This window comes from Adhaeribacter soli, assembly GCF_008727925.1.
Classification (GTDB): Bacteria; Bacteroidota; Bacteroidia; order Cytophagales; family Hymenobacteraceae; genus Adhaeribacter_A; species Adhaeribacter_A soli.
In genome coordinates this window covers 1-25,778 of sequence record NZ_VTWT01000004.1, presented here as the reverse complement: position 1 = coordinate 25,778, position 25,778 = coordinate 1, and the positions used below count along the sequence as shown (strand labels likewise).

At 43.7% G+C, this 25,778-nt stretch carries 14 protein-coding genes and 2 pseudogenes; 7 read left to right on the top strand and 9 right to left on the bottom strand.

The genetic code is table 11. From position 1 onward, the window contains the following. Position 1: 1 nt before the first annotated feature. Together F0P94_RS08315 and F0P94_RS08310 are read right to left on the bottom strand one after the other, a co-directional pair. Positions 2-682 carry a condensin complex protein MksE gene (locus tag F0P94_RS08315; RefSeq protein WP_150903425.1) on the bottom strand — a complete coding sequence of 227 codons (681 nt, stop codon included), beginning with the start codon at positions 680-682 and terminating at the stop codon, positions 2-4. Next, on the bottom strand, positions 652-2,034 hold the full coding sequence (locus F0P94_RS08310) for a hypothetical protein (RefSeq protein WP_150903424.1): 1,383 nt from the start codon (positions 2,032-2,034) through the stop codon (positions 652-654). The genes F0P94_RS08315 and F0P94_RS08310 overlap by 31 nt, the downstream gene beginning before the upstream one ends. Before the next feature lie 323 nt (positions 2,035-2,357). Between F0P94_RS08310 and F0P94_RS08305 the strand changes: the two genes are divergently transcribed. The 4 genes from F0P94_RS08305 (at position 2,358) to F0P94_RS19645 (ending at position 8,374) form a co-directional block, all read left to right on the top strand. Beyond that, on the top strand, positions 2,358-3,677 hold the full coding sequence (locus F0P94_RS08305; RefSeq protein ID WP_150903423.1) for an NACHT domain-containing protein: 1,320 nt from the start codon (positions 2,358-2,360) through the stop codon (positions 3,675-3,677). A 105-nt stretch (positions 3,678-3,782) separates the two neighbouring features. Then, the gene (locus tag F0P94_RS08300) at positions 3,783-6,692 is read left to right on the top strand and encodes a hypothetical protein (protein ID WP_150903422.1); all 2,910 of its coding nucleotides are present in this window, start codon (positions 3,783-3,785) and stop codon (positions 6,690-6,692) included. 500 nt (positions 6,693-7,192) lie between these two features. Next, entirely contained in the window at positions 7,193-7,930 is a 738-nt protein-coding gene (locus tag F0P94_RS08295) for a caspase family protein (protein ID WP_150903421.1), read from the top strand. 288 nt (positions 7,931-8,218) lie between these two features. Next, positions 8,219-8,374: a hypothetical protein gene (locus tag F0P94_RS19645; RefSeq protein WP_191906971.1), complete on the top strand. Its 156-nt coding sequence runs from the start codon at positions 8,219-8,221 to the stop codon at positions 8,372-8,374. 85 nt (positions 8,375-8,459) lie between these two features. Here F0P94_RS19645 and F0P94_RS19975 read toward each other — a convergent pair. The 4 genes and pseudogenes from F0P94_RS19975 to F0P94_RS08280 form a co-directional block, all read right to left on the bottom strand. Next, positions 8,460-9,078, bottom strand: a pseudogene (locus F0P94_RS19975) (ATP-binding protein). 70 nt (positions 9,079-9,148) lie between these two features. Then, positions 9,149-9,433, bottom strand: a complete 285-nt coding sequence (locus tag F0P94_RS19875; protein ID WP_225307159.1) for a hypothetical protein — start codon at positions 9,431-9,433, stop codon at positions 9,149-9,151. An 84-nt stretch (positions 9,434-9,517) separates the two neighbouring features. Further along, complete coding sequence (gene istA / locus F0P94_RS08285; RefSeq protein WP_225307157.1) at positions 9,518-10,711, bottom strand: IS21 family transposase; 1,194 nt, start codon at positions 10,709-10,711, stop codon at positions 9,518-9,520. 299 nt (positions 10,712-11,010) lie between these two features. Beyond that, positions 11,011-11,513, bottom strand: a pseudogene (locus F0P94_RS08280) (transposase); the annotation flags it as partial. 256 nt (positions 11,514-11,769) lie between these two features. Here F0P94_RS08280 and F0P94_RS08275 point away from each other — a divergent pair. The 3 genes from F0P94_RS08275 to F0P94_RS08265 all read left to right on the top strand — a co-directional run bounded on the left by F0P94_RS08275 (position 11,770) and on the right by F0P94_RS08265 (position 15,694). Continuing rightward, positions 11,770-13,542, top strand: coding sequence for an amidohydrolase family protein (locus F0P94_RS08275; protein WP_150903420.1), 1,773 nt, complete (start codon positions 11,770-11,772; stop codon positions 13,540-13,542). A 175-nt stretch (positions 13,543-13,717) separates the two neighbouring features. Further along, entirely contained in the window at positions 13,718-14,062 is a 345-nt protein-coding gene (locus F0P94_RS08270) for a hypothetical protein (protein ID WP_150903419.1), read from the top strand. Positions 14,063-14,086: 24 nt separating this feature from the next. Next, the gene (locus tag F0P94_RS08265; RefSeq protein WP_150903418.1) at positions 14,087-15,694 is read left to right on the top strand and encodes an FAD-binding oxidoreductase; all 1,608 of its coding nucleotides are present in this window, start codon (positions 14,087-14,089) and stop codon (positions 15,692-15,694) included. 9 nt (positions 15,695-15,703) lie between these two features. On the opposite strand, the gene F0P94_RS08260 is transcribed toward F0P94_RS08265, so the two are convergent. The 3 genes from F0P94_RS08260 to F0P94_RS08250 all read right to left on the bottom strand — a co-directional run. Next, complete coding sequence (locus F0P94_RS08260; protein ID WP_150903417.1) at positions 15,704-16,588, bottom strand: HNH endonuclease family protein; 885 nt, start codon at positions 16,586-16,588, stop codon at positions 15,704-15,706. Next, positions 16,585-17,874 (bottom strand): AAA family ATPase, encoded by a 1,290-nt coding sequence (locus F0P94_RS08255; protein WP_150903416.1) that lies wholly within the window; start codon positions 17,872-17,874, stop codon positions 16,585-16,587. The genes F0P94_RS08260 and F0P94_RS08255 overlap by 4 nt, the downstream gene beginning before the upstream one ends. Before the next feature lie 684 nt (positions 17,875-18,558). Beyond that, on the bottom strand, positions 18,559-25,778 hold a 7,220-nt coding region (locus tag F0P94_RS08250), incomplete at its 5' end, for a cadherin-like beta sandwich domain-containing protein (protein WP_150903415.1).

Genomic DNA, 25,778 nt, shown 5'->3' with positions numbered 1-25,778 from the left:
CTTATTTTTTTTGGTTTATTTGTTCAATGAAGATATCAAAATGGCTAATTTCATATTGATAAAGCTTCCCAAATCGATCAATACTTTCACGGATAAGAAAGACGAATTCACCTTCTTCGACGGTTTGTAATTTGATCCAGCCCCACCGATCAAAAATTCTTAGCACGCGTTTAAATTTGTCAAAAAGAACTTTCCATTCAGAGTTGGTATAAAATTCCCGGATTGAATTATTGAAAAAGGCTTTCTTATATAGTGGTGCCAATTCACTTTCCATGATTTCCTTTTGAATTATCTCCCAGTTAATGACCTTTGCTTGCTCAAAGGAACGCTCATAGTACATATTTAGCAGCATAAGGGCAACTATTATTTCCCAGGAGGTCATTTCTCTAAAGCGGTCAGAGGTGTATAGCTTTCCTTTCCCCTCTTCTGGAAAGTCAAGGTAGTAATAGTTGGTATTATCTACTTTAGCTTGTTTTAACTCCAAACCATAAAGGCTACGATAGAAAATTTTAAATTCATCTTGATAGTGGTTCACTAAAGTAAAAAGATAGCCTTCGCCAGTCTGAATATGCCGTCCGCTCAAAAGTGCAATATTCAAGTCTGCAAAATGTGCTTGTACATCTCGGTGGCCCAAAAAGCTAAAGTTCAAAATCACGTCATGCTCTTTAAATTGATTGTCCATGTGAGGATAGGTTTGCGTAGATAAAGTTTGTCAAGTTTAGGTAATATATTAACCAAGAAATGTGGGTTATCATGGGTATATTGGATAAGCTCATATCCCACTTGTAAAGCTACTTCTTCATCATGTTCAGTGTCTATTATACGATAGAATTCCATTGTAAAATCCAGGTTGCCCTCTTGTTCTAGGCGATTTTTGTATTGCTCAATCAAGATCGCAGTACGTTGCTGCCGTATAAGATCCGCTTCAACTCGAATCAGCTCCTGCCGATGATACGCTTGGTCTTCCAGATTCTCAACCACCATATTTCGTTGGGTAAACTCGCGCTCCAATTCAGGCATTACGGTGAGTTTGAAGCGTTCTTCAGGAATTCCTTTGAATGGAAACCAGGGAGGAAAAACAAGCTGACCCTTTTCAGGATTTACAACAGTTAGCGCATATTCGAGTAATCTTTTAAGATTTAACTTAAAATGGCTTTGGTAGCGAAAAAGCTCCTGTAATTCGTTCAGTTTATTGCTGGCATATTGAATTCGTTCGCGTAATTGACCAAGCTTTCCATCAACAATTTCAAAAAACGACAATACTTCCTGCTTTATTTCAGTAGCTCTTGTAAATGCGAAGTGTAAATCATTGAAATGGACGAATTCTTCTGCAGTCGAGGGATGTTTGAATTCTTGCGTTTGGTTATAAAATTTGGAGACGACGAGCTCAATTTCAAACTGTAATGAATTTCCTAATCGGAGAGTATCACGTATTTCATCAGCTTTTTCACCAAGGTCAGTAAAAATCACCGAAAAGTCTGCAACCATACTTTGAACTGATATTTCACCAGAATATAACAGTTTGTTTAAACGCTGGACTGATGATTGAACATCTGCTTTCAATTCTTCTAAGTGATCAACAATATTTTCCCTTGTAGTAGCTTGAAACCCTTGATTAAACCAGCTTTCTAGTTGATTAATTTGTTGTATCTCTTGTGCGTTAAAATCAGCATAACGCTTGAAACTTTCACGGAGTGGAAACTTACGGAAAGGGTTATTAATCTTATGTTCAAGAAGCAACACGAATTTTCGTGCGTACTCTGTAAGAGTATAACGACTCTTTTGTTCTGCTGGTCGCTCTATAAAATAAGAAAGTAGATTTTTCAGTAGGCGCTCCCGGTTCGGAACGCTTTCACTACCCGTATTAAATTGATTAGCTTCCTCTATAGCTCTTTGAATATCTTGAATTGAGAAATTTATATCAATCTCGCCGTTCTTTATTTTCTCATGTAAACGAAAAATTAGTAACCCTTCCTCTATTGGAGGAATGAGCTGGTAGTAAAGTTCGGCAATTTGGGAAGTTAAGTTTTGCAATGCTTAATATTTGAGTAATAAGATTAAACTATTGATATAACAATAACAAATCTACTGCATATAAAATATATCGTACCAGTTTTACTATTGTTTAACAATTCACGTCGAAAGCTTTCTTCTTCCAATTTAAATTAGTAAACCAATTAATTAAAAAGTCTTTGGGTAATGTTGAAATTAAAATCCGTATATAAAGTGCTATATTTATAGCCTTTCATTATATTATTCCAACTATTTCTCTTGGATAGAACTTGAATCATTTAATAATTAAGACACCTTTCCTCTATTGATATTCATCTTACAAATTACAAAAATTTTAAGATTTTATGCCCAAAAACTATCCTTGGCAGCGTCGTTGGCTTATTACTAATCCAGATCCTGCAGCAACAACTCTCCCATATGAGCTCGATAATGACGGTTATGTGCTAAGCTCAAAATTTATTACCAGTTTGACTGCAGAACCAATTGGAGTAACGCTAGACCAACTTGACCAAGATTTAAAATGTGCTGTATTGCTAGGAGAACCAGGGATTGGCAAATCTTTTGAACTGAATAAGCAGCGAGCCTTACTTATTGGTTTGCCAGATCATTTATTTTTGGATTTAGGATCAGTAACCACTGAAGATGTTCTATACCGGGAAGTTATGCATTCATCCAAAGTTGAATTATGGTTAAAGGTTGATTCTATTCTCACGCTTTGGCTGGATAGTTTAGATGAGGGCTTACTGCATATTAGCAAGCTTCAGGAAGCCATTCTGCGGATACTTCGAAAGCTTCCGATTGAGCGGCTAAGACTTCGAATTACTTGCCGTAATGCTGTGTGGCCATCCTCATTTTCTGAAGTCTTAAAATCTCTTTGGAACATTAAAAAGGATCTTTCTTCGCAGCAATTTGCTATTTTACTCCTCAGCCCGCTAACCCAAGAGCAGGTAAGAGAAGCAGTATCCCAAGAAGGATTCAATTCTGACCTATTCTTAGCTGCAATAGCCCAAGTTGATGCTCAACCTCTTGCAAGTAGTCCTGTTACTTTACAATTATTAATAAACCTTTATAAAACCCATCAGCCCAATTTTGGTATTTCCGAGACTTCGGGTCGGGCTGGATTATACGAGCGGGGCTGTTTGGAATTGTGCGAACTGCCAGACCGCACCCGAAATGAATCTCATCGGGGAGATCCGAGATCACGCCTTTTGCTGGCTGGTTATTTGGCTTTTTTAGCTGTACTTACGAATCGTCGCCAAATTCATATTGAACCCGTTTCGGGTATTCTAGGTCCAAATGAACTTGATCCATATGTGGTAGGAGCTGGTCACACAGTAACTTGGAATGGAACAAAAGCCCAAATTACAGCTGCAACAGTTCGAGATTTGCTTAGAAATACAGGTCTTTTCACCGATGTAGCAAATGGACGAATGGTGTGGACCCATCAATCTTATGCAGAATTTTTGGCAGCCTGGTATTTGAACCTAACTCAATTACCACATAATAGTTTGCGTCCACTCTTCCGGTCAGCAACAGATCCGACCGGCGGCATAGTACCAGCTTTAAAAGAAACGGTTGCCTGGTTAGCAGAGCTTCAACCTGCTTTCTGGCATGAAATATTAGCATTGGATCCTATGGCCTTAGTTAGGTCAGATCTGCGTTGACTTAATAATGATCAGCGTGAAGCACTGGTAGCTCGTCTTATTACTTGGATAAAGGACCTGGCAAATTCGCCTTACTCCTATTGGGATAATGGCGAAAGAGACTTTATGCATCAATTATGCCATCCAAGACTTGCCAGCCAATTACAAGCTGTACTTACGGATCCGGAAGCTCCCAGATCCTCATTACGCTTTGCTATTGATATGGTCTTGGCTTGTGAGGTAAGAGAATTAACTCCAATCTTGGTTAATCAAGCGCTCGATGTGAGGCTTCCTTTTGCTACCCGGTCCATCGCTCTGGATACTTTGGTTCATTTAATTGATAACGATTCCCGGGTAGCTTTAAGGCCACTTCGATTGCAAATACCTTTAGAAGATACAAGAGATGAATTTCGAGGTGATTTGCTCCGCATTCTTTGGCCCAGCCACTTAAGCCCGGAAGAATTATTACCATTACTCACTCCTGAAAAGGATGAACAGCTCTTCGGGTCTTACCGTGCCTTTTTACTTCAAATTGAAAAGGAAGATATTGCATTTTCTTTATCATCGGTGCTTGCAAGCCTTCAGTGGTTAAGTCAAAATGTGCCTGCGCTTGCCCACCAATATTCACGGGAAGATTTTTGGATCAGGATTAATAAACTTGTTTGGCGCAGTTCCTGGCAATTTATAAACGAGGCAGGCGTATTAAAAGCTATGACCAAACTCTTTATCGTAATGGATGAGCATCATCAACCATTCAGTTTAGAGGAAGCAAATGATGAAACTCGATTTAAGCTGTTTGAAAGTCTTCTACACCACAAGAATCGTCCTCACCCGCAAAGCCTTGTGTTCAATTTCCATAACCAGCCTACTCTTCTAAGCCAGGAAGACTGGGACAATGTTTACGCATTGGTTATGACACCACTTACTTCCAAGACCAGGGAGTGGCTTACGAAGGTACTGATTTTATTACTAGATCTAACACCTACGGACTCCCCTGGTTCAATTTACAGCAAAAGGTATGATCAGCTTCATGAAGCTAAACGAAGGTTTGCCTCAAGCAGAAGAGTATTATATCCAAGGTTTAAGGCCGAAGATTTAACAAGTGAAGACAACTTACAAAGTAGAAAATACTTTCAAGATATCAGGAATCGCAAGAGAAAGGATGTTTTGAAAAAGAAAAGGCGCCGTAAATTAAAGCTCCGTCAAATAGTTAAGGGACAAAAACATATTCAACTAATTTTAGTACAAGGAATTACTGCATCTTTTAGGGAATGGAATTTTCTGCTTCATTACTTGAGTTCGAAGAAGACAAATGCAGGGTTTCTTGCTGATACTGATATTAGTCAGTCTAATCGCTGGGCAAAGCTTTCAAGTACTCAAAAGAATAAAGTAGTTGACTTGGCCTACGATATTATTTTACGTCACCCAATTCCTCCACAAGAATGGTTTACCTTAGGTGGAGGCATAAATTACTTCGCAATTTCACTTTACCGGGCAATTCTGCTTTGTCAGAAACAACGTCCAGCTTACTTACAAAGCTTTCCAGCAAACTTTTGGGAAAATTGGTCAGGTTTCCTGGTTCAACTTGAAAGCACTTTGGATAATGACCATCAATATGAACTAGTTAAACTTGCTGCAATTTCTGCTCCAACCGCTGTAGACGTTGCAGTATTTCAACAAGCTGACGCATACGATGACAGGAAGGAATTTAGTAGTTTCTACCAACTTAAATTTTTGTATCAGGCGCTTCCAAAAGCCAAGTTTTCAAATCTGATGCTTCTGGCAATTAAATTTAATGCTTGGCGAGATGATTATAGTGCTTCAGTTTTAGTTGATATGCTTAATTTAAGCTACAAACCAGCAATGGATTATGCGATGCAGCTAATAAATGAACCTAACGATAGGCTACCTTTAACCATTGCAGTATATAAATGGCTATTGTTTAAGCCACGGACAGCTCGGACTGATTCTTGGGAGCACTGGGAACAATTAAGTACACATCCAAATTTAGCTGCAACAGTTATCAGGCAATCTGTAAATCATCCCAGAGCTGGGGAATTACAGCACCTTGCTATACTAGAAGAACAGCAGCTACATACCCTTATATTGTGGCTGACCTATGCATTCAAACTTATACCTGAAGATATAGATGATTGGGATAATTCAAATCCTTTAGGAAGTTTTGGTGCCTTGCGTACCGCTGCAGCTTCTGAATTGGCATCACGGGGAACAATATCTGCTTGGGAACTGCTCAAAGAGCTTTCAATCCATTTTGGAGCTCCATATTGGGTTCAAGTTCACCTTGATCAAGTACGAGAAAACTTACGGCGTAATTCTTGGGAACCAATTACGCCAGATGCCTTGATCGCTCTTAGTCAAGATTCAAACCGACGCTGGATTAAGTCCGCGACTGACCTTCAGGAATTAGTTCTGGAATCATTGAATCGTTTTCAGATAGATTTACATAATGAATTAATTGCGGCAGAGGTTTTGTGGATACCTGTTAAAGCTACGGACAGGCGTAAGAAGTCAGGTTATGAAGTACGGGATGAAAATTTCCTTTCCAACGTGATCCGCCGCCACCTCGTGCAGGATCTGCAAAGAACAGATATTCTAGTTAAAAGGGAAGTAGAAATTCGTTCTTCACTCGGCCGGGAAACAGGGCAACGAACCGACATCTTTGTAGATGCCTTTTCGCGAGAAGTTAATGGAAATAAAGCTGATATTGTCTCTGTTGTAATTGAAGTTAAATTAAGCAAGAACAAAGAGGTAGAAACGGCTCTTAATAATCAATTAATTCCTTATTTAATAGATCAAAAGTATAAGCATGGAATATATCTGATAGGTTGGCATTATGGGAATCATGATAATAAACCTTCAGATAAAAAATCTCTGCCTAATCTTTACAGGTTATTGGAAAAGCAAACTCAGGATGTAGACAAAGATTACTTCATCCGCACAAAATTACTCGATATTCGATTACCTGCTGATAAAGCAAGAAGTGAGGCAGATAAGCCTTTTTTCGAAGTTATTTAAATTTTGAGTTCTTATTTAATGGCCTATCTTATAAAAATGCCTTAAGAAAAATTTTTACTACACTATCTTGGTTACCTAATTTAAAGACTACTATTTAGAGAGTACACTCCATGATACTATTAAGGCAAGTCAGCATAGGGATTTCTGGGACCTAATCAAGCAAACGCAGAAGGAGCAAAAAGTGACGTGCGTTGGCTGACCGAGCAGGCACGCTAAGCAAAGGCTGCGTTGTTGCCATGAGGTAGCAAAACAGCATTAGGAAGCTGACAAAGCAGCAAGCCGCTAATGAAGCTACCAAGGTAGCGGTGGGACTGTTATAGGTGCAAGTGCTGCGAGTAAACGAAACGCCCCCCTGCACCATTGCCGGCTAGACCTAAGCAAGAAGCGCACGAATACGGCTTTACACGCTATATCAAGTTAGGAGTAAACAATACCTGGCTTTTTCTCAAAGTCTTAATAATTTCCCCTATATTTCGATTATAGCTGTTACACTAAATACTATGACCAGAAGCGCTATTATTATAGGAAGCCCAGGAGAACCGCAGTATGATGGTTACTTGGCCGGGGTTGAACAGGATGTTCCTAATATGAAAAGATTTCTGCTATCGCCAACTGGTGGCGGATGGCGCAATACAGAAGTTAAAACAGCCCGTAACCCTTCTGCTGGTGCGCTTTTTAAGTACCTGCAAAACATTAATACCGATTTTTCCTTAGTTTATTTTTCCGGCCACGGAAGCTTTCAACGTGGTGCAACATATATAAATGTGAATCTTCAGCAGCAGTATAAGCTTACACATTTAGCAACTAAAAGCAGGAAGCAGTTAATTATTATTGATGCCTGCCGCACGGTTGTTGAGCCTGAATTCTTAGGCATTTTAGGCGAAGACTTTTCTAAAACCTTTAGTTCTCAGCTTGGCCTTGCACAGGCAAGAAACCTTTATGATAATCACCTTGCCAAGTGTGAGAACGGCACTATTGTTTGTTACTCCTGCTCTGTAAATGAAGCTTCGGTAGAAGATTTGGCCGGTGGCTATTTCACCCGTTCTTTACTTGACAGCAGCAATAATTGGGTAAACAGGATGAGCCCTAATAATATTTTACCGATTGATGCTGCTTTTAACTTATCTAAATTTTACCTAAGAGATAATTTTCTAACCAACCAACAACCTGTAATTGTAGGCCAAAAACGTCAGCACTGGTTTCCCTTTGCATTAAGACAAAAGAATCAGTTGCTCTAATTTTAGGGGTGAAACAACTCTATATAAGCTTGTAAAACTCATTCCTTGTACATTAAATAATTTTGAAAAAGTTTAAGGATAATCCTTCTAACCTCTTAACTGCCTAAGGCTTTATGTATAACGGCAAATTCAACCAGTGCTTAGAGGTAGTCATCGCAACAGATGATCATAAAACTTGCCTCGACTTCACCAACGCTATTAAGAAGCAGTGCGATGCTAGGTTCTTCAACGTGCATTACATCGAGCATAAAAATACCCCGTAAAAATGATGTACTGCAAAGAACGCTGATGATCTACCAAACCGCCTACGCCTCCGACATCGTTATTTTTAAAGAGGCCGTCCGCAGGATCTGTTTTCACTTCAGCACCTTCTACAATGGGGCAGCGAAATTTACCGACCGGGGAGCTGAACCTGAGAATGAGCTGCGGGAACAAGCTTTTTGAATATTCCGGTGATGCTGACCCCGGTTCCGGGCGATACTGACCCCCTCAATAAGTTTTGGTTAAAGCACTCGATGGGCTGACAATTTTACTGTTTTTTTCTTAAACTTTCACCTTTCAACTCGATCCAGTAAGAATGGTGGACCAGTCGGTCAAGAATAGCATCTGCTATCGTTTCTTCTCCGATCACATCATACCAGTTCGCTACCGGGAGTTGGCTGGCAATAATGGTAGACGCTTTGCCATGCCGGTCCTCGATCAGCTCCATCAGGTCCAGGCGCTGTTGCTGCTCCAGGTGGGTGAGCCCAAAGTCATCAAGAATGAGCAGGTCCATCTTCGCTATTTTCTCGAAGAACTTATAAATGCTGCCGTCCAGGCGGGCCATCCTGGTGCGCAAGAGCAGTTTCTGCACATTGTAATAAGCTACTTTGTAGTCCTGGGCGCATGATGAGCACCGACTCAGCTTTGGCCAGGTAATCGCCGGTGGCCAGGTTTAGCACCAGGCCTTTATCCAGGCCCCGGGAACTTTCCAGCCGTAGTTCCTCGATGGAAGCCTGGTAGCGGAAGCGGGCGTTCATTTTAAGCTGGTCGAAGCGCCTGTCGGTCCGCTCCTGTTCTTCGGCCTGCAGCAGCAGCTCCAGGCCCTCGCTTAAAGTGAGTTCGTGGCTTTTGCGTGTTTCCAGTAAGGCCTGCCAGCTGCGGCACATGCCGGGCAGCCTGAGGCTGTTTAGTTGTGATTCTATCTGCGTCATGAATTAAAAGTTAAGCGTTATGATTTTAAAGGTTGTTTGTAAGTAAGGCGGTTTGTAAGTAATAGTCTTTGCCCCGGATATTGCCGTGGACAGGAAGCGGCTGGCTTAGTTTAGGTTCCTGCTGCTGCCCGGCCATGTTATTTTCCAGCAGCCTGAGCACGAAGCGGTAAGAGTAGTTCTGGTATTCGATAGCCAGCAGGCAGGCCTGCTCGAAAGCTTCTGCAGCGGACTTTCTTTGCAGGCCAAGCAACCCGTCGCAGGTGCGGTAGACCTGCTCGGGATGGGTGCGCTGTTTGAAAAGCAGTTCCATGATCTGGTAAAGCGCCGGCGATTTATCCCTGGCTTTTTCCAGGTAGTATTCCGGGCTGCGCTCCAGGTAATGCTGGTGGTGCGATCACATGTGCTCCCGGCTGGTGCTGTAGCCACCGGGCTGGTAGCTTCTCACGTGCACGGCGATCTGCTTGCCCTTGCCATAGATGTAAACCATGGAGCGGGTATAGATCACTCTGACTTTGGTGCCGATAAACGTGTAGGGCACGCTATAGTAATGCTTGTCCTGGGCCAGGTAAATGTGGTTGTTTTGCGCCACCTTCAGCTCCCGGTAATGCTTTAGCTCAAAGGCCTGCTCAGGCAGCGGGCCAAGCAGCTGCTTTTCCGTGAATAAGAAGCGTTCCTGGCGGCTGTAGGGCTTTTGCTGCATGCGCGTCTGGTTGTGCTCCTTTACCTTTTCTGAGATGGCTGCGTTTAGCGATGCCAGGCAGAAGAACTGCTGGTTGCGCAAATTGCGCAAACGGGCATAGACGCGGGTGTAGAGCACCTTTACCTGGTTCCCCACCAGGGCTTTATCTTTAGGCTTGCGGGCCCTGGCCGGAATGACGGTGGTCAGATAGTGGTTGGCGAAGTCTTCCAAGGCCCGGTTAATGTCGGGCTCATAGCGGCTGGCCTTCACCACGGCTGCCTTCAGGTTATCGGGCACCAGCACCCGGGGCACTCCTCCCAGCTCCTGCAGGCAGCAGCGCAGGGCATAAAGAAAGTCGGTGATGTGCTGGCTTCTGACGGCCATGGCAAAGCTGTAATCCGAGTAAGGCAGACAAGCGGTGAACACCTGGCAGTATACCACCTCGCCGGTGGAAGAATCCACATAAGAGAGCTTCTTGCCGGCAAAGTCTACAACGAGCTTTTCTGCCGGCTGGTGCTGAAGCACCATCGAGGGCTTGCGGGCAAGCAGATGCTGGGAAAGATGAAAACAGAACTGGGTATAGCCGTAGCCATCAGGCTGTTGCTGACGGTATTCTTCCCAGAGCAGCAGGCGGGTAACGCCCACTTGTTTAAGTTGCCCGGTAAAGTAATCGAAACGGCTTTTCAGGTACTCGAAACGCTCATCCTTGTAGGCCGGGCTGCCAGCGTGGTAGCGGGCTTCCAGCACCGGGTCCTCCAAGGCCAGCAGGGCTTCAATGGTGTCGGGCAGCGCAGCCGTTTTGGCCAGGTAAGCCTTGACTGTATTCCTGCTGATGGCAAGGCTGCGGGCGATAAACTTGATGCCTTTCCCTTGCTCGTGGAGTTTGAGTAGTTGTTTGATCTGGCTCATAGGTTTTGGTTTTCCAGCAATCGGTGCTCTTTATTACTGGTGAGAGATTAATCACCTAACTGGTGATAGATAAGCACCAAAGAACCAAAACCTATTGCAATCTTTTCCAGCCAGAGGGGTCAACTTACTCCGAAATCGACCCAAAGGGGTCAATATGGTCCGGAATATTAAAGGCAACTGCGGCTAAAAGAGGGGTCAATATCCGCCGGAATGTCAGAAGTTGCTTAAAAAACACCCCCTTTACCCGGCCTAAATTTTACCGGATGAAGGGGGCAGTATGCTCCGGAATATCCACAGGAAACAAAGGCATAAATTGATTCCAGCGGCCGGCAGCGCCATTCATTCATGACCGGGATCACCTTATCGGTAATGGAAGATAAGGCTGTAGCCGAGATATCCATCTGGTAGAGCTCTTTGATGTGTTTGGTGATATCCCGGGTGCTTAAACCTAAGCCATACAGCCCAATTATTTTATCTTCCAGTTCTTCGGTGATAATGAGTTGGCGCTTGGGCAGGATCATTGGCTCAAAGCTGCCTAACCGATCCCGACTGCTTTCCAGCTCAAACTCGCCCGAAAGGCTCTTTACCTTTTTACTGGTCTTGCCATTTTTGCGGTTGGGTCTGCCGGCTGCCCTTTCTTCCTGTAAGTGAGCGTCCATCTCTCCGGCCATTACCGCCTCTAAAAAATGCTTCAGTAAAGGAGCAAATTGCCTTTTTCTCCGTTCAGCGGCTTGCCCGCATACATCCCTTTGATCGCTTCCTGCTTGAAACTCTCAAAGTCAAATTCCTGATCTTTTTCCATAAAAAAACTGTGCCGTTAAAATTAAAAGTTTTTACCTTTTCCCTAACTTGACACAGTTCAGTTTACAATCTCAAAAGAATTAGTGACCTAAAAAGCTTTATTACTTTTTATTTTTTTAACTTTAACAATTACCTTAAAACAAGCCTAATCCCACATTAAAAATTTGGCCCTAAAAGTCCACTTTGTTTTGACGACGTAAATTTCCATCTCAGGGAGTTGGCTGTTAGTTTATTTGCATCTAAACCTTTAGTAAAATATGGAACAGGAACAAGTTAAGGCCCTACCAATCATTAACTGCCATACTCATATTTTCACCGGCGACCACGTTCCTCCTTATTTGGCGAAAACATTTCTGCCTTGGCCCTTATATTACTTGGCTTCAGTTTCAACAGTAATTAGAGTTTTCCGTTTCTGGTACAATGGTCCTTATACCTGGCAATTCAAAATTTGGTATAGGGCCATGAAAAAGTTTCTATACTGGGCTAAGATGACCTTAAGCAGAAACAATATTCTGAGGGTTATCAGCTTTTTTTTGGGGCTATTTCTAACAATTTATGTGTTTTATATTTTATTTGAATGGCTTTCAAAACTTCAGCAACCAGATGAAACAATTGAAGGCAGAATGCTTAAAATAAAAAACAAGTTAGAGAGCTATGGAATACTTAATATTCCCGAAGCCCTTTTTAGCAAGTTGTTACTTATCATTTTACTTATTGTTTTCTTTAAGCCGGGTCGCAATTTAATTTGGTTCGTTTTTAAAAAAGTTTGGTCTTTTCTAGGAGTTCTTCCTGGCCCAAAAAGCAAGGAATTAGCCAAACGATATTTGCATATCGGTAGGTTTGCCTTTTATAAGCAACAAGCAAGGATATTCGGACAATTGACAAACCAGTATCCAAAGGGAACTGGCTTTATAGTCTTACCCATGGATATGGAGTATATGGATGCAGGAAAACTTGGAAGGTCCTTTAGCTACCTACAGCAAATGGAAGGCTTAGCTGCTATAAAGCAAAAGGAAAATTACCGGGCAAATTTCTTCCCTTTTGTATTTGCAGAACCAAGGCGAATTGCTGCTGAAGGTAACGAGCATTTTAAGTATCAGATTCAAGAAGGTAAAATAATTCTTCAGGATTGTTTTATAAAAAAATACATCGAAGATTACCATTTTAATGGATTCAAAATATACCCTGCCTTGGGGTACTATCCCTTCGATGAAGAGCTTCTTCCGCTTTGGAAATATGCTGCAGATAATGCCCTCCCCATCCTAACGCATTGCATACGCGGGACAATTTATTACCGTGGAGTTAAGAAAAAAGAATGGGATAAACACCCCGTTTTTGAACAGCCTTGTGGCAAAGGTAAGTATGAGCCCATGCTATTAATGGAGACTAAGAATAGTGACTTTTGTAACAATTTCACCCACCCTCTCAACTACCTGTGTTTACTTGAGGAGCAACTGCTACGGAAGGTGGTGAAAAAAGCCAAAAGCCAGCAAATTCGTGACTTATTTGGCTATGTTGATGCGGATACACCTTTAAAATATGACTTAAGGCATTTGAAGCTTTGCTTCGGGCACTTTGGGGGTGATGATGAATGGAACAGGTTTTTGGAATTGGACCGCGATAATTTTGCAAACCAATTGGTGCGAAATCCAAGTAATGGGATAACTTTTTTGACGAGCAAAGGAGGGCAGCTTACTCCAGGTAAACTCGAACAGATCTGGAGATATGCGGATTGGTACTCAATTATCTGCAGCCAGATGCTTCAATACCCGAATGTTTATGCTGATGTAAGTTATATAATCCATAATCCCCGAATTCAGCCATTACTAAATCAAACTTTGCTTAATGATAATCTAAAAAACAAAGTTTTATTCGGAACGGACTTTTACGTGGTGAGGAATCGTAAATCCGAAAAGAATATACTGGCAGATATAGGCATCGACATAACTGAGAATGATTTTGACCAGATAGCGAAAGCAAATCCTAGATCATTTTTGTACAATAAGTTACACGGAGCGGTAAGTATCTGATTAGGGGTAAGGTTGGACTTTCTAAGAGAGAATTTTTCAGAAAACATCCGGCAATTGAAAATTATTAATCAGAGATTATCGAAAGCATTTAGTGTATTTTTAGGTGCTCTCTCGTTGAATTATTAAACCTTTGATAAAGTTGTACCAACCTTAGTTACTCATAATCTTTCTCTAAATGAAAGTTTTCCGCAATCTTAAGCTCTTTTCTAGTACTGTAGCAATGACCTGCATGTTGTATTCTTGCAGCGTTATTCGGGTTGTAGAAGTAGACTCACCCACTTCCAATTGTCCAGGTTCAGGCCAGAATTTCTGCAATAATACTACCATAAATAGTTCACTATGGAAAAGCAAAAATAAATTGAACATCAAAAGTAATTGTCCTAACGGCATCAGCAGGGTTAAAGTGACCACAAAACCTATTGATGTAGTAGTAGGTTTTTTAACTGCCGGTTTTGTAATAAAGCAACGCATCGATTGGGATTGCTCTCAGCGTAGCGGTAGCAGCGATATTGATCTCTAATCTTTCAAAAAACCATATACCATTATGAGACCTGGTATTAAGCCCTTTATGCCTCCTGCCCCGTGGAGAAATGTGCATGAAAATTTCGCCCATAATTTTACAGGCATCTCATGGCATTTAGATCATGTGGGCACTGGAATAAGCGAAGTCGAACTGTACCTTCGTGCTACTGAAAACCTGCAATGGGCTATAGGCCAAGCTATTGAAAACAGGCAAACACTACGTGCATTAGGTTCTAATTGGTCGTTTTCGTCGGTGGCTATGTGTAGCGGTGGAATGGTTCAGACAAAAGGACTTGACCTCATTTTTAATATTAAACGCGAACATGTCTCGCCTATTTTTACAAATACAGGTAAAACCCCCGCAGCCCTCAAATTGGTGGAGTGTGGCGTACAGATTGCACGACTAAATAAACTATTGGAGATAGAAAGCAACCCGGCTCGGTGCATCAGGGCATCTGGTGGAAGCAACGGGCAAACAATTGCGGGTGCAACAGCTACCGGGACACATGGTGCAGCATTGTATTCAGGTGCTGTACATGACGCCATTGTTGGTATCCACCTCATCACTGGGCCCAATAGTCATGTATGGTTGGAGCGAGCATCTTACCCGGTGGCATCCGATGCTTTAATAACCAGGTTGGGTGCAACCCTAATGCGCGACGATGCTTTATTCAATGCAGCCCTTGTAAGCTTCGGCTCATTCGGGATTATACACGGCATCATGCTTGAGACAGAACCATTGTTCCTTCTCAAAGAATACCGGATCAGTGGAATGGTTTATACAGATGATTTAATAGATTCATTTGCGGCACTGAATATCGCAAAACTAAAAACACTTCTGCCCGGAATGCCAGATAGTGTGCCAGGCCATGAACTCTATCATATGGAAATAAACCTCAACCCATATACAGTGGTGAAGGATGGAAATGAAGGCATGTACGTGTTTCTTTTTTACAAAGTGCCTGTACCGCCTGGCCATGTAGTAAACCACGGCGGAGGATACGATCCTGCACCTAGTCCTGAATTTATTTGGATAATGAAAAACTTGCTCACAGCGTTGGGTGGAAATTTTAGTTATGATCACGTAAAAAGGGCCACTACTCGGGAGTTTGAAGCAAATATCCGACCAGCTACACCAACACCTAAGTCAATTGGAGCTATATTTAGAGATACGAGGTTCACAGGAAATATTGCCAGTTTCGCATTGGCAGTGGCAACTAGCAGCCTGGCACAGACCTTGGAGGAGATATTGGCAGAAATAAAAGTGAATGCCTTTGCTGGCGCTGTTGCAATACGGTTTGTAAAAGGCACTAAGGCCACCCTAGGTTTTACAAAGTTTGACAACACTTGTGTGGTTGAAATGGATGGACTTGATACCAAAAGTAATCACCAAGTGTTTGCCAACGTTGTAAATAGGCTTACAGCGAAAGGCATTCCTCATACGATACACTGGGGCAAGCTGAATGGGCCGCTAAATGCTAACAATATGAAAAGAATGTACAGTCCAAACAAAGTACAAGCATGGAAGCAAGCGCGTGAACGCCTCCTCACGCCAGAAGTTCGTTCAGTTTTCACCAACCCATTTATGACAAAATGTGGGCTTGATACGCCAGTTGGATTTCCTGTATGAACTAAATTATTATGAGCCTGTTAAATTAATATTAAAATCCCAAGGTAGTTCTGAAAGATCTTTTGTATCAAAATACCTTATCATTCCTGCATAAGCTGCGAAATCAGCCCTCATTTCTTCCAATCTGTTTGAACAGGCCGTTAGAAGATTTGCTGGTAAATTTTGGTTGCTAAGAACATGTCGGAAGGTCATATATTGTATGTAAGCCTGGAAGCGAAGATCCATTAATTCTTGACGGTTTATACCATAAAAATCTTCTGCGGCTTTAACCATTCTGTTAAAATTTGGATTGGTAGGGATAACGACAACTTCTTTATTGGCCAGAATAGGCTCATATGCAAAAAACTCAGCTGGATTTTGGTGATAGGGGTGAAGAAGTAGGGCCGATTCACCTAGTATATCCTTCTCGAATTGTGCAAAAGGCATTCCTTCTCCGTCGGATATAGGGTCTGGCGTCAATTTGGCTGCTACCTCAATGAGTTCCGCTGCCGTCGTAGAATTTGTAACAGATGGACCTGTCAGTTTTTTGGAAGGAGTTTCCAATTCAAATTTGTCTTTCTTGTACTTTTGGTTACAAATAGTACAGGAAGCAAGGTAGTTCTCATAGCAATAGGCAAGCCACCAGTAAACGCTCTTTGGACGAAAATGCTCAACATCACCATATGCAACAACGCTAGTAGGAGTTTCGCAGTAAGCACACTTATTGTGAGTTTCTATAAGTAGTTGCTCCTTCGCTTCCTTCCAGATTTGGCTATTCCACTTATTACCTCCCTCTTCATTTAATTCTCCTTTTAATTTCTGTTTTATTAGCTCAAGGTTTAACTGTTTTCTTTTAGCTCCGAAAAAGTTTGAGTGTATAGGCGGAACTGTTCTAACTCTAGTTAACTGTATCATAGATCCGTCGATGTATCTTTTGGTTTAAGATGAGAATTGATTTCCTGAAGTAAAGAAATGTCTTTGCCTGAAAGGAGTGAATTTTCTCTAACATTAAAGGGGGTGTTATCAAGGAGCTCTTCATACTTTGCAAGCTCATTTTTATCTTTTTGACTTTTTAACCCTTTTGCTCTATACTCTCTAACGCCTGCTTTTGCCTCTTGAATTATTAGAGATTCATCTGTTTGTAGTCCGAATACTGGTGACATCAGTAGCTGGTGGATCAGCATCTTTGATGGATTACCTTTGAAAGCTATCAGATCCACTTTGCCATCTTCTCTTTTGAGAGCATAGAGTTCGTTTTCTTCAGCCTGCTGTGCTGTGAGTGGTGAGTGCGTGGTTGCTATAATTTGAAAATTAGGTAATTTATCTTTGAGGAAAGCATGCAACTGCCGTTGCCATTTTGGGTGCAAGTGAAGGTCAATTTCATCAATCAGTAATAATCCCCGGGCCTTCAATGGTTCCTTATAATCCTTAAAGGTTCTTGTCAGGTTATACATAAGATCCCCAATCCAAGCCGCAACATTTTGATAACCGTCGCTCAGCTGTTCAAGAGGAACGTCACCGTCAGGTGTTGAGAAGATTATTTTACCTTTTTCCTTATCAATAGCTTTAAATTTAACGTTCTCCAGAAGAAAGTTATCAAGAGCATCTTTAATAAGCTGTAAACCAACGGTGCCTTGGGAATAGTCAAGTTCCATGGCCCAGTTACTAAGCGAGACAAGCAACGCATCCGGATTGAAAAGTGAACGGATATTCGTTGATCGGAATGAATTTGACCGTTGAGAGTGATTAGGAAAGTAATTATCTCCAGACTTGTTTAAGCGTCTGGAGGCTCCATAAGCAATCACAAAATAGTTTCTATCAGCATTCTTAATAGCATTGTCAATCAATTCCAGAGTGCTTCGATTTTTGTTTACTACATCGGTCAGGTGAGAGCCCCTTTCCAACCTAAGGCTAATATTCCGAAGTTCACCTTCTGCAGTTGTTAAGACTGCCGCTATCTCACAGTAATCTTTGCCGTTTTGAATCCATTCTTCGATGTCTCCAAAAATATCACTCAAAGCGTTACTGCCTCCCGTCACCAAGGCAATTGCCTTTAACAGGGCACTCTTACCTGTACCGTTCTCACCTAAAAGGAAAGTGGTTTTTCGTATACGCTGTTTAAGCTCAGGAGGATTAGAAAAATCTAAGAAGAGCCTTTCATGGCACTTGAAGTTTTTAAGATATATTTCCTTTAAGAACATAATAATAAAAATTAGGAATGATGGCAGTCTGTTGGCCGTCTTTTAATTATAACTTTAATTGAAAACCAAATGTTGTAAACCAAAAATAATAAAATAAGGCAATGATATAATCACTTAGTGTAAACAGATATATCATTGCCAAAATAAATTTTAAACTGCAGGCAACCATTCAGGCAAAATCTTTGACTTGTTATCTGAATGTATTACATTTATTGTGACTATCTACCCTATAAATCTTCAGCACAAAGTGGACTTTTAAAGTCACTTTTTAAGGTGGGTTTTAGTAGAAAGACCACTTAAATTCAACGACAATATTCTGAAAGAACGGTTAAATCCTGGTGAATAAAGTTCGATATTTCACTCCTTTGGTCTACCAAAGTTAAAAGAGCCGCTTCACATTAAATGGGGCTTAGTTTTGCCTTAAAAATAGTTCGATAATTTCCCCAATAAATTGGATAAAGTGTCCTAAAGAAGCAAATAGACTTCTTCTCGAAAGCATTTAGCTAATTACTTAAATAATTTGAAGCTTTCCTATTCTGCCTGCTTGATATTGAATGAGTATTGAATGAGTATTGAATTTACAAACAGCACCTACCATAAAACAAATGGCCTGCCATAAGTAGGCAGGCCATTTGTTTTATTAGTATAGCAGCTCAGTGCAGTTACCTGCAAAGAACGTCGGCTTTACTGCACAATTATTTTCCGAACAGATCTGGCCGTGCCTGAAGTAAGGCTTAGCGTGTAAATACCTTTGGCCAGCCTGGCAGTACTGAACCCTTCGGTACCCTTTCCGCCGCTTACGCTAATATGGCGGGTCTGCACCTCCTGGCCCAGGCTGTTGTATAAAGAAGCAGTTAGCTTACTGGTAGTTAACCCCTGCATTACCAATGTAAAGCCTTCTTCTGCACTAGTGGGGTTCGGGTACACGTTTACCGCTATGCCGTTCATGGCATCGTTGGTACCGGAAACCCTGGCGTTTATGTGCAGCACGAACCGGTTGGCAACTACCCCTCCGGTATGGCTAAAACTATACACCGAAGCGGCAGAAAGCGTGGTGAAGCTATTGTTGATTTTATCTTCCAGCACGCCGTCGTAACCACTGAAATTGACCAGTCTTTCTACACTGATGACTAGGTTGCCGGCTGCGCCGCTAACTGCTAGCGGGACGCGCTGGCTGGCAGTTGTTCCGATTCCGTTTATTGATAAGGCTTCTGTTCCGGCCATGGTATAAAGCGAAACGTTACCGCCCGGCAGCTTAACCGCATCCATATTCCCTTCGAAACCGGTGGTGGCGCCGTTCTCCAGGTACACAAAAGCTTCATCGGCCTCATTCAGGCTGTTGGCAAGTCGTAACGTCAGCAAAGGACGGGTATCGGCTGCTACTCTATAGAAGGAAGGGTTGCTGTATGAAGTAACCCGCATCGCGTTGGTAAACATGAAGCTGGCAACATTGGTGGTACACTGCATAAAGAAACCCTGCATAGCCGGCAAGATCCCGTCCGGAATGCTGCCCACGCCATTTACGTAGCTTGCATAAGAGCCGGCATATTGCCCCGTCGACCGGAAGGTATGCACCGCCGGATAGAAACCTGCGGGAACAGCAAACCGGTCGATGGCAATCGGGGAAGGGTACGGGTTGCCTAATAAATGCCAGCCCGAATTGGCCTGACCTCCCGTGTTCAGGTTGGTTAACGTAACGTTGCCGTTATTAGGAGCGCCGACCAGGTCTACTTTGCTGCTGGCTTTCAGGTTTACGGTGTAGCCTTTTCCTGGAGCAAGCACATCGGTTAAAGCCCCCGGCGACTGCCAGCCGAACGTAAAATCGGAAGTAGTAGCGTTGGTAGCAGCAATGCGGTTTTGGTTGTAGCTCATTACGTTCGGGTATGGCTTCACGCTGGCTGGGTTAGCGGCAGTATTATAAACCGGGTTTACAACCGGGGCAAACCCTGAGGTGGTAAAATCGGCAACGGTAGTGTTTTGCACCGGCGACGAAAAATGGCGGTAGCCCGCTCCAGTGTTTACAGAAGCATCGATAAAGCGCTGCATGGTGATGTTACCGTTTACTACGCCGCCGCTGTTCACGATCATAGCCGTGCCGGAAGCATTGGAAAGCAGGGTAAGCACGTGGCCGGCAGTGGCTATGGAGCCGGTTAAAGTCAGTACGCCCTGTACGTTTACATCTGTGTTCATCACAGCGTTGTTCATTCCTACTGTTAAGTTAAAGAATGTGACCGGATTCGTTCCGCCAATGGCCTGGCTGGTAGTACCGTTCAGGTTAAAGGTTCCGCCAGTTTGGGCAAAATTGCCGTTGTTAGTAATATTTCCCGATAGGTTGAAGGTGCCGCCCGCTACCGTAAAGGATGTGCCGGTATTCACGATCAGGTTTGTAAGCGAAATGGTACCGCTGGTAATTACCGGCGGCGTTACGCCCGACGGAATGGTTGCCGTAGAAGTGGAAGTCGGCACGCCCACCGGGCTCCAGTTATTCGGGTCGTTCCAGCTGGTGGAAGCTGAGCCATTCCAGATTGAGGTTCCCGGGGCGGCACGGGTTATAGCTATCGTATAGGTTTTCGTGGTATTATTCTGCGCGGTAACTTCTACGGTAATCGAATTACTGCCAACTGCTAAAGCAATAGCACCTGACGGGTTTCCGCTCACAACCGTAGTTCCACTTACCTTTACCGTAGCGAAAGGGGCGTCTACCGTTGGTGTTACTGTTATAGAAGTAACTGCATTCGCTACAGAAGCCGTATAGCTGGCAGTATTAGAATTAAAAGCAGGCGATAAGGTGCCGCTGCTCAACGTCAGGTTAGCAAGATTAGCATTAGCTGAACCAGTCCTGGTTACGCTTATGGTATAAGTTTTTGTAGTACTGCCATCCTGAGCCGTGACTACCGTAGTAATGGTATTGTTGCCCACGTTTAAAGCAATAGGCCCGGAAGCGCTGCCGCTGGTTACAGCCGTTCCGTTCACCGTTATGGTTGCATTGCTTTCGAAAACGGTTGGTGTTACCGTTATAGAAGTGGTTGTATTGATTACAGAGGCTGAATAAGCAGTAGTTGCCGAAGCGAACACCGGGTTTAATGTACCGGCGCTTAAACTTAAAGCCGACAGGTTGGCATTGTTGGAAAGCGTTTTGGCCATAATGGTAGCTGAATAGGCGCCCTGGCCGGTTACCGAAGTTTTAGCGGCCCTTACCCGGTAATAGTAAGTAGTAGCCGGCAATAAACCGGTTATCGCTTCCGAAGTGGCCGTGCCTGCATTCTTGCCGTTGTAGCCGCTAACCAAGGCAGTAAAGGTGCTATTGGTTGAAACATCCAGCAAATAATTGGTAACCGTACCTATTGCCGGGGCAGTCCAGTTTACTGTAAAGCCGGTTGAACCAATGGCTGTGGTTGCGGTTGCAGTTGGAACTACCATCGCATAGCTTTCCACCCAGTTACTGCTGCTACCGGTTAGGGCAAAATTTGCCAGGCTGCCTGTATTCCCGTTTCCGGATAAATCAGAAACTGTATTTATGCCCGTATTTGTACCTCCTGCAATGCCATTATCAAAATCATAATGCAGGTTCAGGCTTGCCGGAACGGCAGCTGTAGTATTCAACATATCTGCTTTTACCTGGGCCTGACTTAACGCGGTGCTGTAAATCCGGAGTTCATCTATTGCGCCCGAAAAATAACGGTTAACGTTGGTTTGCGTGTTGTTACCAATCCTTAATGCGTTCGAATTAAAGGTCATGGCACCAGATGTAGGCGTGGTAGCAACCAATTCGCCGTTTAAGTACCCTTTTAAGGGCTGGCCGTTTTGGGCAACTATGGCAATGTGTTGCCAGATGTTTGAAGTGTATGGGAACGTTACTTTATACCAGTTTCCACTAAAGTTAACCCAATGGTCCCAACCGGCATTATTTCCTTCCATTACAAAACCATTATTATTGGCATCTCCCCGATGACTAATGGTAGTGGCCAGGGAAGCTGTCTGATTTACCGGCCGAACCCAATATTCAACAGTAAGCTGGCCGGTACTTACATACTGGTTTATAGTGGCCGAATTTGCAGCTTCTACGTGTTGATTGCCGGCGAAATGTAAAGCATTGCCCGGTGGGCTGTAAGCTCTGTTTACCACCACTGAATACGTTTTGGTTGTAGTGCCATCCTGGGCTGTTACTACCGTAGTTATGGTGTTGCTGCCAATATTCAAAGCAATTGCAACAGATGCATTTCCGCTGGTTACAGCCGTTCCGTTTACCGTAATTGTGGCATTAGCTTCCGCTTTGGTTGGCGTTACCGTTATTGAAGTGGTTGCATTGGGTACCGAAGCCGTATAGCTGGCGGTTGCCGAAGCAAACACCGGGCTTAGCGTACCGGAGCTTAGCGTTAAAGCCGACAAGTTGGCATTATCCGAAGCGGCAAATTTCATAACGGTTGCTTTGGTTGCATTGCCTCCATCCCGGTAAGCCAGGTAAGGCATGCCGGAAGCATCAAGCGCCAGGGAAGTAAAAGTAGCTGCTCCTAAAGAAAAGCCTGATGTCCCTACTGTTGCCCAGGCAGCGCCGTTAAATTTCATTACGGTAGCTTTACTGCTGTTGCTAGCATCTGTATACCCTACATAAGGCGTGCCAGCAGCATCAAGTGCTAAAGATATATATTGCGCAGCCCCAGCCGAAATACCGGCTGTACCCACGGAAGCCCAGGCTGAACCATTAAATTTCATTACGGTAACTTTATTGCCGTTTATAACATCAACATAAGCTACGTAAGGCGTACCGGCAGCATCCAGAACTAATGTATTATAATAGGTAGTTCCTGCTGAAAAACCGGCTGTACCAACTGCTTGCCACGTCGTTCCGTTAAATTTCATTACGGTAGCTTTGTCGCCGCTGGCGCCATCCTGAAATGCTAAATAAGGCGTTCCGGAAGGATCAAGGGCCAGGGAAATGTACCAGGCCATATCTGTAGTAAAGCCAACAGTACCTACTGTTTCCCAAAGGGAGCCGTTTAATTTCTTTACCGTGGCTTTATAGTTGTTGGTATTATCCATATAAGCTGCGTAAGGTTTGCCGGAAGCGTCCAAAACCAAGGAAGGATAATAGGCCTGACCGGCTGAAAAACCTGCAGAGCCAACTGTAAGCCAGTTTGTTCCATCAAACTTCTTAACGGTTAGCTTGCCGTTATAGCTGGCATCCTGGTAAATTATGTACGGTAACCCGGCGGCATCCAGCACCAGTTCAAGTGATTTTTCAGCCCCTGAAGTTGCAGGGAAGCCGGTTGTGCCTACTGCCTGCCAGCCAGAGCCGGTTTGCTTCATAACCATAACATTTTTGCTTGTGCTGCCTTCCAGAAAAGCTATATAAGGCGTACCTGCAGCATTTATTGCCATTGAAGTGTACGAAGCCTGCACGGTAGAAAAGCCTGGTGTTCCGGAGGCTATCCAGGTGCGGTTATTATTAAAAGCTGGCATCGTTACTGTTAAAGCCGCCCCACTGGAATTTACTGCGGTTCCGTTACTCACTATTGCCCTGTACTGGTAACCGGAAAGGGAAATGGGGGCGTTACTTATGGCAAGGCTGTTTGTAGTTGTTCCGCTATAAATACCCCCGTTGCCCAGGTTATTGAAAGTAGTTCCGCCATCGGTACTGACCTGCCACTGATAAGAGAGCGTACCGTTGCCGGTTGCCACTACCGTAAAGCCGGCTGGCTGCCCACCGGTAACCGCAATAGTTGCCGGCTGAAGCGTAATAACAGGTGCTGCTTCAGCCTTGGTAACCGTTACAATATAGGTTTTGATTGTGGTGCCATCCTGCGCGGTAACTACCGTAGTGATAGTATTGCTGCCCACATTCAAAGCAATTGCCGCAGAAGCACTTCCGCTGGTTACTGTCGTTCCGTTTACCGTTATAGTTGCATTGCTTTCGGCAACGGTTGGCGTTACGGTTATAGAAGTAGTGGCATTAGTTACCGAAGCCGTGTAGCTGGTGGTTGCCGAAGCAAAAGTTGGATTTAAAGTACCGGAACTGATAGCTAATGCTGAAAGATTGGCATTATTTGAAAGCGTAGTGACTATGGTTGTGCCCGAATTAGCACCCTGGCCGGTTACCGAAGTTTTATCGGCGCGAACCCGGTAATAATATGGCGTTGAAGGAGATAAACCGGTTACCGCTGACGAAGTAGCCGTGCCAACATTTCTACTGCTGTAACCGCTTACAAAAGTACTGAAAGCTGAATTAGTAGAAACATCAAGCAAATAATTAGTTACCGTGCCTACTGCCGGAGCAGACCAGTTAGCTGTAAAACTGGTAGCCGAAATATTGCTGGCCGCAGCCACTACCGGAACTACCATCGCATAACTTTCTACCCAGTTGCTGGTTGCTCCGGATAAGGTAAAGTTGGTAAGTGTGCCGTTGCGGCCGTTCGGGCTTAGGTCGGTTAAATTTGTTAAACCAGCATTGCTGCCGCTGGCTGCACCATTGTCGAAATTGTAATAGGCCAGCAAGCCGGTGGCCGACGGACTGATGGCATTTAACATGCCGGCTTGAATATCTGGTTGCGTTTTGTTGGTGCTCCAGACTCTTACTTCGTCTACGGCTCCATTAAAATACCTGATATCATACCCATACCATGCCCCTATCCGGAAATTACCAGCCGGGTTGCTAACCGAAGTCAGGTTGCCCACATCGGTGCGAGCTCCTACAGCTATTCCGTTTACATACAGCCGCATGGAAGCTCTGCTGGTACCATCCCAGGTGACGGCTATATGATACCATTTGCCCGTTTCTAAATTACCTATAGCTGGGTAAGTGATAAAGCTGAAATTGCTGGCGCTGTTCATAGCATAAAAACACAAATTGCTCCCAACGGTTACCAGTTCAAAACCAGAATCATTCACAGATTTGCTGAGTATTTCCTGGGTGCCGCTAAAACTGCCGAATTTTACCCAAGCTTCCATGGTTTTTATACTGGTTGCTGCAATGGCGGGACCTTCAACATAATCGTTTGCGCCATCAAAATGCAGGGCATTGCCCGGCGGGCTGTAAGCTCTGTTTACTACAACTGAATACGTTTTGGTTGTAGTACCATCCTGCGCAGTTACTACCGTAGTTATGGTGTTGCTGCCAACATTCAAAGCAATTGCCCCCGAAGCGCTTCCGCTGGTTACAGCAGTGCCGTTTACTGTTATAGTAGCATTGGCTTCCGCTTTGGTTGGTGTTACTGTTATAGAAGTGGTTGCATTGGCAACCGAAGCCGTGTAAGAAGCAGTAGCGGCCGCAAATGCCGGAGCTAACGTGCCGGAGCTTAACGTTAAAGCCGATAAATTGGCATTGGCAGATAATATAACCGGATTATTCCGAAGCACTGAAACGGTATTGGAGCTATTATTAGTTATAGCCAGGTCGGGCTTGCCGTCACCGTCTATATCCCCGATGGCTACGGAACGAGCACTACTTCCTGTAGTAAAATCGACTTTGGCGGCAAAACTTATCGTGCCGCTGCTGCCTATGTTCCGAAAAACTGATACACTACCGGCATTAATGTTAGCGATAGCCAGGTCGGGCTTGCCGTCACCGTCAATATCCCCGATGGCTACGGAAAAAGGACTACTTCCTGTAACAAAATCTGCTTTGGCGGCAAAGCTTACCGTGCCGCTGCTGCCTATGTTCCGAAGCACTGAAACATTATTTGAATTTGAATTAGAATTAGCGATAGCCAGGTCGGGCTTGCCGTCACCGTCTATATCCCCGATGGCAACCGAATAAGGATTAGTAACTGTGGTGAAATCTGCTTTGGGGGCAAAGTTTACCGTGCCGCTGCTGCCTGTGTTCCGAAGAACTGAAACAGTATTGGAGCTATTATTAGCGATAGCCAGGTCGGGCTTGCCGTCACCGTCAATATCCCCGATGGCTACGG

Bases quoted from the DNA above. Each gene is read 5' to 3' on its own strand.
- F0P94_RS08305 (WP_150903423.1), top strand. From the start codon at position 2,358: ATGCCCAAAAACTATCCTTGGCAGCGTCGTTGGCTTATTACTAATCCA.
- F0P94_RS08255 (WP_150903416.1), bottom strand. From the start codon at position 17,874: ATGTTCTTAAAGGAAATATATCTTAAAAACTTCAAGTGCCATGAAAGG.
- F0P94_RS19875 (WP_225307159.1), bottom strand. From the start codon at position 9,433: ATGGAACTGCTTTTCAAACAGCGCACCCATCCCGAGCAGGTCTACCGC.
- F0P94_RS08295 (WP_150903421.1), top strand. From the start codon at position 7,193: ATGACCAGAAGCGCTATTATTATAGGAAGCCCAGGAGAACCGCAGTAT.
- F0P94_RS08275 (WP_150903420.1), top strand. From the start codon at position 11,770: ATGGAACAGGAACAAGTTAAGGCCCTACCAATCATTAACTGCCATACT.
- F0P94_RS08260 (WP_150903417.1), bottom strand. From the start codon at position 16,588: ATGATACAGTTAACTAGAGTTAGAACAGTTCCGCCTATACACTCAAAC.
- istA (WP_225307157.1), bottom strand. From the start codon at position 10,711: ATGAGCCAGATCAAACAACTACTCAAACTCCACGAGCAAGGGAAAGGC.
- F0P94_RS08315 (WP_150903425.1), bottom strand. From the start codon at position 682: ATGGACAATCAATTTAAAGAGCATGACGTGATTTTGAACTTTAGCTTT.
- F0P94_RS08265 (WP_150903418.1), top strand. From the start codon at position 14,087: ATGAGACCTGGTATTAAGCCCTTTATGCCTCCTGCCCCGTGGAGAAAT.
- F0P94_RS08300 (WP_150903422.1), top strand. From the start codon at position 3,783: ATGCATCAATTATGCCATCCAAGACTTGCCAGCCAATTACAAGCTGTA.
- F0P94_RS08270 (WP_150903419.1), top strand. From the start codon at position 13,718: ATGAAAGTTTTCCGCAATCTTAAGCTCTTTTCTAGTACTGTAGCAATG.
- F0P94_RS19645 (WP_191906971.1), top strand. From the start codon at position 8,219: ATGATCTACCAAACCGCCTACGCCTCCGACATCGTTATTTTTAAAGAG.